This window comes from Rheinheimera muenzenbergensis, assembly GCF_036984005.1.
Classification (GTDB): domain Bacteria; phylum Pseudomonadota; class Gammaproteobacteria; order Enterobacterales; family Alteromonadaceae; genus Alishewanella; species Alishewanella muenzenbergensis.
The window spans coordinates 21937-34195 of the sequence record NZ_JALAAR010000016.1; the positions used below are offsets into that span (position 1 = coordinate 21937).

11 protein-coding genes are annotated in these 12259 nt (G+C 52.5%); 7 read left to right on the plus strand and 4 right to left on the minus strand.

The features are described from left to right. Window positions 1-161 precede the first annotated feature (161 nt). Genes MN202_RS16300 through MN202_RS16310 form a run of 3 tightly spaced genes read left to right on the plus strand, consistent with a single transcriptional unit; the run spans window position 162 to window position 3753 of the window. Window positions 162-2498 (plus strand): putative bifunctional diguanylate cyclase/phosphodiesterase, encoded by a 2337-nt coding sequence (locus tag MN202_RS16300; RefSeq protein ID WP_335737203.1) that lies wholly within the window; start codon window positions 162-164, stop codon window positions 2496-2498. Then, on the plus strand, window positions 2495-3325 hold the full coding sequence (locus MN202_RS16305) for a DUF3034 family protein (protein ID WP_335737204.1): 831 nt from the start codon (window positions 2495-2497) through the stop codon (window positions 3323-3325). The genes MN202_RS16300 and MN202_RS16305 overlap by 4 nt, the downstream gene beginning before the upstream one ends. Then, the gene (locus MN202_RS16310) at window positions 3325-3753 is read left to right on the plus strand and encodes a group I truncated hemoglobin (protein WP_335737205.1); all 429 of its coding nucleotides are present in this window, start codon (window positions 3325-3327) and stop codon (window positions 3751-3753) included. The genes MN202_RS16305 and MN202_RS16310 overlap by 1 nt, the downstream gene beginning before the upstream one ends. Window positions 3754-3763: 10 nt before the next feature. Here MN202_RS16310 and MN202_RS16315 read toward each other — a convergent pair whose 3' ends face one another. Beyond that, a complete protein-coding gene (locus MN202_RS16315; protein ID WP_335737206.1) occupies window positions 3764-3991 on the minus strand; it encodes a DUF2798 domain-containing protein in 228 nt (75 codons plus the stop codon). A gap of 133 nt (window positions 3992-4124) precedes the next feature. On the opposite strand from MN202_RS16315, the gene MN202_RS16320 reads away from it, so the two are divergent. Beyond that, entirely contained in the window at window positions 4125-5075 is a 951-nt protein-coding gene (locus tag MN202_RS16320) for a D-2-hydroxyacid dehydrogenase (RefSeq protein ID WP_335737207.1), read from the plus strand. A gap of 53 nt (window positions 5076-5128) precedes the next feature. After that, complete coding sequence (locus tag MN202_RS16325) at window positions 5129-7162, plus strand: hypothetical protein (protein WP_335737208.1); 2034 nt, start codon at window positions 5129-5131, stop codon at window positions 7160-7162. On the opposite strand, the gene MN202_RS16330 is transcribed toward MN202_RS16325, so the two are convergent. After that, complete coding sequence (locus MN202_RS16330; protein WP_335737209.1) at window positions 7159-7995, minus strand: RluA family pseudouridine synthase; 837 nt, start codon at window positions 7993-7995, stop codon at window positions 7159-7161. The genes MN202_RS16325 and MN202_RS16330 overlap by 4 nt on opposite strands. 85 nt (window positions 7996-8080) lie before the next feature. On the opposite strand from MN202_RS16330, the gene MN202_RS16335 reads away from it, so the two are divergent. Together MN202_RS16335 and MN202_RS16340 are read left to right on the plus strand one after the other, a co-directional pair. Next, on the plus strand, window positions 8081-8719 hold the full coding sequence (locus MN202_RS16335) for a choice-of-anchor H family protein (protein ID WP_335737210.1): 639 nt from the start codon (window positions 8081-8083) through the stop codon (window positions 8717-8719). After that, window positions 8716-9639 (plus strand): hypothetical protein, encoded by a 924-nt coding sequence (locus MN202_RS16340; protein ID WP_335737211.1) that lies wholly within the window; start codon window positions 8716-8718, stop codon window positions 9637-9639. Before MN202_RS16335 ends, MN202_RS16340 begins: the two co-directional genes overlap by 4 nt. Here the strand turns inward: MN202_RS16340 and MN202_RS16345 are convergent. After that, window positions 9631-10680, minus strand: a complete 1050-nt coding sequence (locus MN202_RS16345; RefSeq protein ID WP_335737212.1) for a hypothetical protein — start codon at window positions 10678-10680, stop codon at window positions 9631-9633. The genes MN202_RS16340 and MN202_RS16345 overlap by 9 nt on opposite strands. A 100-nt stretch (window positions 10681-10780) precedes the next feature. After that, the gene (locus tag MN202_RS16350; RefSeq protein WP_335737213.1) at window positions 10781-12172 is read right to left on the minus strand and encodes a PhoH family protein; all 1392 of its coding nucleotides are present in this window, start codon (window positions 12170-12172) and stop codon (window positions 10781-10783) included. Window positions 12173-12259: the final 87 nt, after the last annotated feature.

Here is a 12259-nt window from a genome sequence, read left to right on the forward strand (position 1 = left end):
AGCTTATTGCTATTGTTAACCAAATTGATAAGCACGATACCGCATATGGCAAAATTTTTCGTTATGCTGCTGTTTACCCCGCCAAGCCCATGTTGCATGAAGCTGGTGCTGCATAGCAACACCTTGCCGACCAACTGCCTGCACCTCCCCGGCGCCACCGCATGCGGATAACCTCGTTGCGCAGTAAGCTGGTGGTTATTTTTGTGCTGGTGTTAAGCCTGCTGGCGCTGGCCAGTGGCTTTGCCACATTAAATACCATGAAGCGGGACAGCCAGACACAGGCACGGCAGATCCTGACCGTTGCCAATAAAGTGTTACGTCAGGCGCTGGATAACCGCGCAGAGCAGCTAAGCGACAGTGTCAGTTTGCTGGCCGCCGATTTTGCTTTTCGCCGCGCTGTCGCCACCGCCGAACAGGAAACGATAGAATCGGTACTGCAAAACCATGGTAGCCGCATTGATGCCAGCCTGATGCTGTTGCTGTCTCCCGCTGGCGACTTATTAGTCAGCTCAGATACTACGCTAAGCATCGCTGACATCGCTCCCCTGTTCCAGCAAACGCGCGGCAACAGCAACAGCACTGTAGCCGATATCGTCAGCCTGGCGGGCCAGCCATACCAGTTAGTGCTGGCGCCGGTGAAAGCGCCGGCCCTTATTGCCTGGGTAGGCATGGGGTTCCCGCTGGATACACCGCTGGCGGAAAACATTAAGAGCATTACTGCGCTGGACATCAGCTTTGTCACCCGCCAGCACAGCGGCGTGCAGCTGAAAAGTTCAACACTGGACCAGGCACATCAGCAATTGCTGCCCGCCCTGGTGCCACAGTTAATTGCCCAGGCCGACACCGCCATTATTAATGCCGAGCAGGATTATATTTCTGTCGCGCTGCCACTGGATAAGCTGCAGCAGCTATGGGCGCTACAACATTTGCCCAACCAGCGCTGGCTGGCCAGTTATCAGCAATTCCGCCAACAGCTGTTACTGATTTTCAGCGCAGCGCTGGCAGTAGCCTTGCTGGTAGCAATAGTATTTGCCCGCAGTATCACCCAGCCGCTTAACACACTCAGTCAGTTTGCCAGCCGCATTGGTCAGGGCCAGGCAGACAGTGCGCCAACCATCAGCGGTAATGATGAAGTAGCACTGCTTAGCCGCACCCTCAGCACTATGCAGCAGGATATCCGCCAACGTGAACAACAGCTGCTGTTTAACGCTGAACATGACAGCCTGACCAGCTGCTACAACCGCACAGCCGCCGAACGTTTGCTGCAGCCCTGGCTCAGTTTGCAGGATGGCTGCCTGATCCAGCTGAATATTCAGCAATTTAAAAACATTAATGATGTCCTTGGCTTTAGTAACGGCGATCAGTTACTGCAACAGCTGGCCCAGCGTTTAAACCAACTTCACCCGGCAGCCGAACTGATAGCCCGGCTGGGGGCAGACGAATTTGTCCTGTTGTACAGCAGCCCGAAAGCCACTGTGCAAGTGCAGCAGCTGCTGCAGCAGTTACTCGGCGGTTTTTTACTGCAACGCTCGGTTATTAACCTGAAATTGCGCGCCGGGGTATTTAATTTCAGTGCCGGCGCGGCAACCGTTAATGATGCGCTGCGCCGGGTTAATATAGCGCTGGACAATGCCCGGCAAATGCCGGCCGGCATTGCTTTTTATCAACAAGGCCAGGATGAAAGCCATCAGCGTGAGCTTACTTTAATTCACGACTTACCGCTGGCACTGCAAAACGGCCAGTTTTATGTGGTGTATCAACCGAAAGTTGATATTCAGCAACAACACTGCCACAGCGCCGAAGCATTGATCCGCTGGCAACATCCGCAACTGGGTTTTATAGCGCCGGATCAGTTTATTGCTCTGGCCGAGCACGCCGGCTGTATTGGCCTGATCACCGACTGGATGCTGCGCCAGGTTATCAGCCAGGCCGCAGTATGGTGGCAACAGGGGTTACATCTGCAAATTGCCGTCAACCTGTCGGTGTTTGATTTGTTAAACCCGTCCCTTACTGACACTATCCAGCAGCTGTTACAACAACAGCAACTGCCCGCAGCAGCGCTGGCACTGGAAGTGACAGAAAGTGCCATTATGCACGATGCCGATACGGTTATTCAGCAACTCAGTCAACTGCGGGCGCTGGGCATCAGCCTGGCTATCGACGATTTTGGCACCGGTCAGTCGTCACTGGCCTATTTAAAACAACTGCCGGTACATGAAGTAAAAATTGACCGCGCCTTTGTCAAAGACATTGAGCACAATGCCAATGATGCCCTTATCGTGCGGGCCACCACGCAACTGGCACACAGCCTGGGTTTTAGCCTGACCGCAGAAGGGCTGGAGCATCAGGCCGGCTTAGCCCTGCTGCAGCAATGTGGCTGCGACAAGGTGCAAGGCTACTACTTTGCCAAACCCCTGCAGGCAGCGCAGTTTGCTCAGTGGTTAAACCAATTTAATGCCGATAGCCGGCCCTGGTTCAACACGGAGACTATTGCATGACAATACGCTTACTACTGACTCTTTGTTTTTTAACCAGCCCGCTGTGTCTGGCAGGCAGCAAAATTATCGCCACCGGTGGTGCCAGCAATATTGAAGGCAGCGCTGGCGGCGGCATAGTGCCATGGGCGGTAATTAATGGCTATGGCAGCAGTGGCGAATGGGCGGCCACCGCTTTTGCTACCCAGGTCGGCGTGGATGATTTTACCCTCAGAGTGCAGGGCGCCAGCGTCAGTTATGACAATAACTGGGAGTGGTCATTTGCCCGGCAAACTTTTAGCCTTGACACTATAGGCGGTGAGTTACGCCAGGACGTGTTTGGCATCAAATATCATCTGGCCGGCGAACTACTGTACACCGCTATGCCGCAACTAAGCTTAGGCCTGCAGTACAAAAAACACCGCGATTTTGCCCTGCCGCAGGCGGTTGGCGCCCGTGATAACAGCGGGATAGATCTGTATCTGGCGGCCAGTAAAGTGCTGTTTGATCAAGTCGCCGGCCGTAACCTGCTGCTTAATGCTACGCTGCGGGCCACCAAAGCCAACCAGACTGGCTTACTGGGTTTTGGTAACAGCAACAACAATGACTATCAGCTGGTTTTCGAAGGCTCGGCGGCGCTGTTGTTAAATTACAACCTGGCGCTTGGCGTTGAATTTAAGCAAAAACCCAACGAACTGGCTTTTGCCAATGAGCAACACTGGCGCGATATTTTTGCCGCCTGGTTTGTTAATAAGCACTTGTCGCTGGTGGCCGGCTATGCCGATCTGGGCAGTATTGCCGGCCTTGATCAGCAGCAGGGTTATTATTTATCGATAGAAGGAGCCTGGTAATGCGGTTCAGTGCCATGTTAGCTATCCCGCTGCTGTGCAGCATCTTTGTGAGCAGTTGCAGCCACAACACTGCGCCCAGTTTATATCAGCAACTGGGCGGCGCCGATGGTATTGCCGCCATAACCGACGGCCTGCTGCGCGAAATAGAGCAGGATAAGCGCATCGTGCACCACTTTGCCGACACCGACATTGACCGCTTTCGCACCCTGTTGGCCGAACAACTGTGCCAGCTCAGCGGCGGGCCCTGCGTTTATAGCGGCGGCACTATGCAGGAAAGTCATACCGGCTTTAATATCAGCCTGGCTGACTATGATGCGCTGGTAGAAGGTTTAATTAAGGTGATGCAGCGGCAGCAGATCAGTATCAGTGCGCAAAACCAGCTGTTAGCCTTGCTGGCACCGATGTACAAAGATATCAGCTACCGCTGAGCCGGCCCTGTCAGGGCTGGCGCGTCAGTTTGCTGCTTAACTTGCGGCTTAACGGCGCAAAAATAAATACTAACGGAAAAGCGCAGGCATGGGCATACAGGTAGGCTTTTAACCAGGCAGCAAAAAAGCCGGTAAACCAGCCTAAGTTAATAAAAGTCAGGATGCCTGACATTAAAAATGCCATAAACCCCGACATGATAAAAGCAAACAGCACTGGCTGAAAACGCGCAGGAAACATAACAAACTCCGCCAACAGGACACCTGGTACAATTCAAAGGCGACTTTAACACAGTTTCACTGCCAGCCTATTTACACCGCGTCAGGACGCCGCTGCAGTGCGCTATATTGTTGGCATAACTACAGGATACAAGATGTCACAGATCGTTTTTCTTGATGCCGGCACCCTGGCTGACAGCGACTTATCAGCACTACAAGTTGATCATGCCAGGCTGCAATGTTTTAACTATACCGGTTACGCCGACATTGTAAGCCGGTCGCAGCATGCCAGCGTCGCCATTACCAACAAGGTGGAGCTGACAGACGCCATCATGCGCCAGCTGCCGGCGCTAAAACTCATTTGTGTCGCCGCTACCGGCGTAAATAATGTCGATCTTAACGCTGCCAGCGAGCTTGGCATTACAGTGTGTAACGTGCGCGGCTATGCCAACACTGCTGTACCGCAGCATGTGATGGCGTTATTGCTGGCGTTAACCAATAAAGTGGCCTTGTATCATCAGGCGGCGCAACAAGGCGGCTGGAGCCAGAGCCGGCACTTTTGCCTGCTGGACTACCCGCTGACTGAGCTGGCAGCAAAAACCTTTGCCGTTATCGGTTACGGCGCTTTGGGCCAGGCCAGTGCCAGACTGGCAGCCGCGTTTGGTATGCAGGTTATCATTGCCGAACAGCCCAATGCCCGCACCTGCCGCCCCGGCAGAGTACCGTTTTATCAGGCGCTGGCGCAGGCAGACGTGGTATCACTGCACTGCCCGTTGACGGCGGAAACCACCAGGCTGTTTAATGCCCAGGTGTTAGCCGCCATGAAACCGACAGCTCTGCTGATTAATACTGCCCGTGGCGGCTTAATTGACGAAACGGCTCTGCTGCAGGCGCTGCAAAACGGCCAGCTCGGCGGTGCCGCGCTGGATGTCCTGTGCCAGGAGCCGCCGGCGCCGGATAACCCGCTACTTAATGCCGGTTTAGCCAACCTGATTATTACCCCGCACATGGCCTGGGCAACAGCCGAAGCCCGTCAGCGCATGGTGGCCCAGCTTGCCAGCCATATCAGCGCTTACTTTGCCGGCAAGCCATTGCCGTCGCTATAGCTCTGGCGGCGATTAGCCGCTAAACTGCATCAAACTTTAAGAATACTGCTGCTATGCCAAGAATTACTGCTCTGTTATTGCTGTTATTTTCGCTGAACACTTTGGCTACCGAGACGTTGCAAACGCGGCTGACTGAAGCGGGTAACAATGCTGAGCAAGTCAGCAATGCCTTGCTGTCCATGCCCGCTGACAACCTGACCACAGAAGACTGGTTAGTACTGACCGAAGCCCAGCGCCGCTTGCGCAATAAAGAAGCGGCTCTGGACGCCGTTAACCGTGCCCTGCAAAGCAGCCGGCAACCCTTTTTACAGGCGCAGGCCTACCTGCTTAAAGCTCAGGTTTATGGCATTTTGTACCGCGATACCGCTATTGCCATTACCCAGCTGGAATTGGCAGAGCGTTTAGTACAACAAGCCGAAGACAATGACAGCCTGACACTGTACAGCGAGGTATTACAAAGCTTTGCCCAGGCGTATAACCAGTTAGGTGACGTAACGCGGGCCATACCCTATGCCGAAAAAAGCCTGGCGCTGGCGGTGCGTCAGCAACAAGCCGACGCTGAACTGAGCGCGCGTATTATACTGGGCCGTCTTACCCTGCAAAACAACGCTTATGGCCAGGCACACCAGCATTTACAACATGCGTTAGCCCTGGCAACCAGACTGAATAATACCGATGCGCTGGCGTCGATTCATTTTCGCCTCGGTATGGCGTATCGCAAAATTAATGACCACGTACAGGCGTTGCAGCATCTGCAACACGCCAAACAGTATTATCAGGCGGTGCAAAACCACTCCAGTTACGTTTACAGCTTAATTTACATTGGCGAAACCTATCTGGAAGACGCCAATACCGCCGAGCAGGCGGCAGCTTATCTGAATGAAGCACGGACCCTGGCCGAACAACAAAATGATCTGTTGCGCATCGGCATGGTGACGCTGGGTCAGGGCCGGCTGGCGGTATTGCAGCAGCAACCTGAACTGGCATTGCGCTATTTTAATGATGCTGTGCAGTTATTTCGCCAGCAAAATGTACAAACCTACCTGCTGGAAGCCCATCTGGCGCTGGCAGAACTTTTGCTGCAACAAGGCCAGCAGCAACAAGCTGCCCAGTTGCTGACCGAACACAGTGCACAGATGCCGCAGGCGGCAAGCTATCTGCGCTACCGCTATCATGATCTGGCATCACGTATTGATGCCGCACGCAACCAGTGGCCCGATGCCTACCAGCATTTGTTACAAGCCAGTCTGTTAAAATTTCAGCAGGTTACCGAACAAAGCGCTTTGCAGCTGGATATGCTGAATAAAAGCCTGACCAATGCCTCGGCCGATAGCCAACTGCAGCAGCAGGCGCAGCAGCTGCAGCACAAGCAGCAACAGTTGCAACACCAGCTTAATGTAAGCTGGCTGGCACTCGCCCTGGCGCTGTTAACAATGCTGATATTCAGTGCGTTGTGGTGGCGTAGCCGGCGCCAGCTGCTGCTAACTAGCCCCGGTATATCAAACTGGCAACATTTTTGTCAGCGCCTGCAGCAAAAGCGTAGCGATACCCTTTGGCTGCTGGCCATAACGTCAACGCACAGTCTGAAGCTTAAACAACATTACGGCGAACAGCGGTTGCAATTGCTGTTACAACAATATGTACAGCAGTTCGCGCCTGAGCTGGTATTGGCCAGCTGCCTGTCGGATGACGTGCTCTGGCTGGCGGTGCAAAGCGATGCCCAGACGATAAGCCAGCAGCAAACCGAGTTTTTATCGTTATTGCAAACCCGTTTCGTTGCCGCTGAGGCCAGCATACCGCTGCTAAGTCTGGCACTGCCAGTTACAGAACTGTTGGGCGCGCGCTGGCGTGCCAGCGACGTCAGTGCCTTGCGGGAAACCCTGTGGTTAAGCCTGGCCTGCTGTGAGCAGCAAGGCGAATTGTCGTATCCGCTGCTGCTTAGCTTGCGTGCTAATAAACCCCGCGCCTGTGAATGGCGCAGTAATCTGGTACGCCAGGATGTGCTAAGCGCACTGCAACTGGGAGATTTGAGCCTGCACTGCAATGGCCGCGTATTGCCAGCGTCCGGGTTTGAGCTAACCGACTAAAGCTGCAATAACCACAGCTGCGGCGGCACCTCAAACTGCTGCGGCTGGCGCCGGAACGGGCAATGAAAACTTAACCTAACGGCTTGCAGTGCCAGCCCGGAGCTGTCTTTATTGCCCTCGCCATACTGCGGATCCCCCATTACCGGATGGCCTGCCAACGCAAAATGCCGGCGTATTTGGTGCTTACGGCCGCTGATTAACGCTATATCTAACCAACTCTGTTCACGCACAGCATCGTAGTGGCGCAGGCGGAATTTGGTCTGACACGCTTTACCATCCAAAGCAAAATTCAATTCAGCCGTTGCCAGCAGCGCTGCGCCAAGCTGGCCCTTAACCCGGATCAGATAATCTTTGTTGATACGCCGCTCGCTAATCAGTTTGCTAAAAGCGGCGGCAGCGGCTTTGCTGTGCGCGATCAGCACCAGGCCACTGGCCTCCCGATCCAGCCGGTGCAGCAGAAAAACCGGCCGTTTAGCAGCAAAATGCTGCTCGGCAACACGTAGCAAAGCCAGATGATCACCCCATTCATTGCCCTGTGTCAGCATACCGGCAGGTTTAAACCAGACACTGTATTGCTGCTGATCACTGACCAGCAGTGCAGGTTCGCATTGGCGTGCCAGCAAATCGTCATCATAGTGCAGTTGCAACTGCTGGCCAGGCTGCAGCTGTGTCTGGGCACGGCGCAAACGTTTTTGCGGTTTGCTGTTTAACAACACCGCACCTTTGGCCATCGCATCCTTTAACCTTCCTTTGGATAACTCAGGTGCGCCCTGACAGAGTAAATCTATTGCCAGTATCGCCTTGTCGGCCGTTAGCTGTCTTACCAGTTTCATTGCTTTACAGATCCTTTACGTTAAAGTTCAGCCAAAATTCATCGCCGCAGCCTGTAATAGTAACAAAGCACAAGGAGATACTGTTATGAATAAAATTACCGGCTGTTTAATCGCGATACTGTGTTTACTCACTACAGAAGTGGCCGCGCAGAGCCAGAGTATCGAGCGCCGCGCCGAGCTGCGCGCAACTCCAACGGGCAACAACAGTGGCCAGAGCAGTATTCAAGCCTATCAAAGCCATGTGTGGTTTCACCGCATTGAGCTGACATTAAGCGGTGACCTTAATGACAATGGTTACTATCACCGGCTGGAAGTGGAATTTGATGCCGACACCTCGCAAAACTATCAGCAGGTATTTGCTGAGTTTAGTTTATTGCCAACCTACGGCGGCGAACGTATCTATTACACCAGCTCAGTCTTTGAATTGTTTAGCGACAGTCCCGGCGACTGGCTGGCTATCGACACCGTACTGGACCAGCGCTATGCGCCAGATACGTACCTGCTGACAGTAAGATTATTTGACGCTGCCAGCGGTTATTTGCTGGCGGAGATTTCTGGTTTTGATGATGTTAATCTTGACCTGCTGCCGCTGGAAGATTACAGCCGCGATAGCTACATCGACAGCAGTACCACCGTTGAAGTATCGGCCGGCATGACTGGAATTGCCGCCTTACTGGCATTATGCTTGCTGTTATGGGGCAGACAAAAAGCTCGGTGTGCATGAAAGCTGCGTGGTTAGTTGTGTTATTGCTAGTACCCTGGTGTCAGGCGGCACCGCTGCGCCTGACATTGCAGCAACAGAATGACATGCTGCATTTCAGCTATCGTTTTGCTGTCGGCGGTGAACCACAACAGCTCAGCTTTAGTTTGGAAAACAAGGCCATAAGTGAGCATTTCCGCCAGTTCAAACCCTTTAAACCCGCACTACTGCAACATTATTTATGGCGTGATATTCAGCGCCATGTCGCCAGCCAAGCCGGTGTAACGGTTAAACGCATGCCACGGCATGACCGGCTGGAATACCGTTTGCTAAGCACAGACGCCAAACAGCTCCAGCAACTGGCAGCAGAACTCGATGCATTAGAGGCAGAACAAACCGCGGCCTATTTACAGCAGGAATACTACACACAAGTACGTTTAGCTAACGGCCAACTGGCGGTGGTGCCGGATCATCCACGTTTAATGCAGCAAAGTCTGCCGGCTTTATTACCGGTTGCAACCGCCTTACATGCAAAATTGCAGCAGCTCGATGTGCGCCAGGCTATCGGTTATATCACTGAGTGGTTGCAGCAAATTCCGTATCAGGATTTATCAGACCGCTTACAGTCGTCCGGTGCCAGCTTCAGCCCGCCGCTGCGGTTGTTGCGTGAAAACCGTGCCGACTGTGATAGCAAAGCCGTGTTGCTGGCGGCGCTGATCCGTATGTTATTGCCGGATATTAAACAGGCGATCATTTATCTGCCGGGACATGCAGTACTGGCGGTACAACTGTCTGTGAAACAAGGTGATAGTAGTGTGACAATCAACGGCACTAACTACATCTTAATTGATGCCACCGGCCCGGCTTTATTGCCAATAGGCGAGATCAGCCCGGAATATAAAATATTTGCCCAGCCAGGTGGCTTTGCCTACCAGTTACTCTGACGGGGGTTGCCGCTGCAGCTGACAGATACGGTCAAACAACTCTCGCCACCCCTCCGGAATATGACGCACGCCATGCAGCTGGCCCTTCAGCAAACGATCGGTATGCACCAATAGCCGGTTAAACGCCGATAAAGTTCGTCGCCGGTAGCGGTATTGCATCAGCGCCAGCAGTGTGCCAAGCAAAACCAGATAAGTAAGCCAGTGCCAGAGAAAATCTTTGACCCCGGCGGCAAACAAACTGGTTTTTTGCTCCAGCAAGGCCACCGACCATGGCATGGTATTGAGCCGTTGTACCTGTAGCATATGGCCACTGATCATCTGCGGCGACAGGCTGGTAGAGCTGTGGATCACCTCGCCTGATGCATCCAGCAACATATACTGCACACCGTTATTTTGCCGCTGCAACGGGCTCAGCATAGTTTGCAGCGACAAGGCAAACACCAACCGACCCAGTCTGACGTCATCAACATACAGCGGCACCATCAACGCAGCCTGCTCGGGCAAAAACTCACTGTGAAACGTCATGTCGCTCTGATACGACATATCATCAGGTAGCTGCTGCAGCCATAAGCTAAACTGGTCCGCGACATAGTCGGGCCAACGGCTTTCGCCGTTCACAGCAAAACCCTGCTCTGATATGTAATACATGCCAACTAAGTGCGACTGCACCTGTGATGCCAGCTCAAAATAGGGCCATAACCGCTGCAGCATTTGTAGCTCATTTTGCTCAGCCGTTACCGTCAGGCTAGCGTTTTGCCGGCTGCTAAGCTGCAATACATTTATTTGCGTTTCGGTGGGCTCGGGCGGCAGTGTCAGCTTTAACAGCGCCGAGCGCTTTATTGCTTCGGCGAATGTCAGCACCGGAGTAAATTCAGCATCAATGCGCGCGCTAACATTAATTAACTGGTTTTTACTGAGCACAACTTTATCATCAACACTGCGCAGATAATGAATTGCAGCGCCGGTTAGCGACAGTAATACGATAAGAATGCAGCCAAACAGCGTACTGCGACGATACTCGTGATAGACAGGGTTATACATGCAACTCCTTTTGCACAGGCAGGTTTTATTGTTTTGGACCAAAAATAGCCTAGTTGAACTGTCGCAGTAGTCAACCAGGCTGGGTTAAAAAACGTCAGGTTTACAGGTTAGCTTCGGCAAACGATGCCAGCCGGCTACGCACAACGCCATTCAGATTAATGGTGGTACTGCCTTCAAAGTTCTTAAATCGCTCGACAATGTAAGTTAAGCCAGAGGTGACCGCCGTCAGATAGTTGCTGTCTATCTGCGACAAATTACCGGAACAGATAAGCTTTGTGCCCTCACCACAACGGGTAATAATGGTTTTAAGCTGGGCAGCGCTTAAGTTTTGGCACTCATCCAAGATCACGATAGCATTTTGAATGCTGCGGCCACGCATAAAATTGACCGATTTAAACTGTATATTGGCTTTTTCCATAATGTAATTAACACTGGCGTGTGGATGTTCATCGGTTTTATGCAGCACTTCCAGTGAGTCGGTTATTGCCGCCAGCCAGGGCGCCATTTTTTCCTCTTCAGTGCCGGGTAAAAAGCCGATAGACTCGGCAATTTCCGGCGTATTGCGGGTGACAATGACTTTGTCGTACATGCCTTTTTCAATAACCAGCTCCAGCGCTGCCGCCAGTGCGATCAGGGTTTTACCACAACCTGCCGGGCCGGTTAGGATCACCAGATCCATATTCGGGTCTAGCAGTGCCTGCATGGCCATCGCCTGATAGATGTTTTTCGGATGTATACCCCAGGCATGCCGGTGCATTAAGCGTTCATAGCCAAAATCGAGTATGCGGATTTCTTTGTCAGTAATCGCCACCACCTTGCCGGCGAAACCTTCCACTTCATCAATCAGGTATTCATTAAGATAGGCATTGGGTAACACACTGCGGTTTACAAAATGGAAGGTTTCACGTCCTTCATTTTCACTGCGACATTCACCAACCTGGCTCCAAAAATCACCGGGAAATTTATAGTAACCTTTGTATAAAAAGCGCACGTCATCAATAAGCTGGTCGGTACGGTAGTCTTCCACCAGTTTTAAGCCGGCCCCCTTGGCCTTAAGGCGCATATTGATGTCTTTGGTGACCAGGATAACTTTGGTCGGGCTCTTTTCGCGCTGCAGATACAGTGCGGTATTGATAATTAAATGATCGTTCTCGCCACCTGGCAGGCCGGGGATTTGATCAGAAATATGGTGGTCGTTAATGATAAACACATGGCCACCGCTACGCTGCTCGCCAGCTCGCGGTATCGCCACTCCTTGCAGCATTTGCTCCGGACTGGCGTCCTTTAGCACATCTTCCAGCGCGCGGATGGCCACCCGCGCATCGCGACTGACATCTTTGTTTCGGTCTTTTATATGGTCGAGCTCTTCCAGTACCGTCATTGGAATGACGACGTCATGTTCTTCAAAGTTCAGGAAAGCAAAGGGTTCGTGTAGCAGAATATTGGTGTCGAGGACGTAGATTTTTTTATCTTTACTTTTTCTTCGCGCCATATGGCTCTCCTTTTCGCCTGGCACAGGCCCCACCTGTGCCATAAAATAAGCATAGTGCACCAACGGGCTTTGCCCAGTTTAATTACA

Coding starts and splice junctions, on each gene's coding strand:
- MN202_RS16300 (WP_335737203.1), top strand. CDS start 162: ATGCGGATAACCTCGTTGCGCAGTAAGCTGGTGGTTATTTTTGTGCTG.
- MN202_RS16305 (WP_335737204.1), top strand. CDS start 2,495: ATGACAATACGCTTACTACTGACTCTTTGTTTTTTAACCAGCCCGCTG.
- MN202_RS16310 (WP_335737205.1), top strand. CDS start 3,325: ATGCGGTTCAGTGCCATGTTAGCTATCCCGCTGCTGTGCAGCATCTTT.
- MN202_RS16315 (WP_335737206.1), bottom strand. CDS start 3,991: ATGTTTCCTGCGCGTTTTCAGCCAGTGCTGTTTGCTTTTATCATGTCG.
- MN202_RS16320 (WP_335737207.1), top strand. CDS start 4,125: ATGTCACAGATCGTTTTTCTTGATGCCGGCACCCTGGCTGACAGCGAC.
- MN202_RS16325 (WP_335737208.1), top strand. CDS start 5,129: ATGCCAAGAATTACTGCTCTGTTATTGCTGTTATTTTCGCTGAACACT.
- MN202_RS16330 (WP_335737209.1), bottom strand. CDS start 7,995: ATGAAACTGGTAAGACAGCTAACGGCCGACAAGGCGATACTGGCAATA.
- MN202_RS16335 (WP_335737210.1), top strand. CDS start 8,081: ATGAATAAAATTACCGGCTGTTTAATCGCGATACTGTGTTTACTCACT.
- MN202_RS16340 (WP_335737211.1), top strand. CDS start 8,716: ATGAAAGCTGCGTGGTTAGTTGTGTTATTGCTAGTACCCTGGTGTCAG.
- MN202_RS16345 (WP_335737212.1), bottom strand. CDS start 10,680: ATGTATAACCCTGTCTATCACGAGTATCGTCGCAGTACGCTGTTTGGC.
- MN202_RS16350 (WP_335737213.1), bottom strand. CDS start 12,172: ATGGCGCGAAGAAAAAGTAAAGATAAAAAAATCTACGTCCTCGACACC.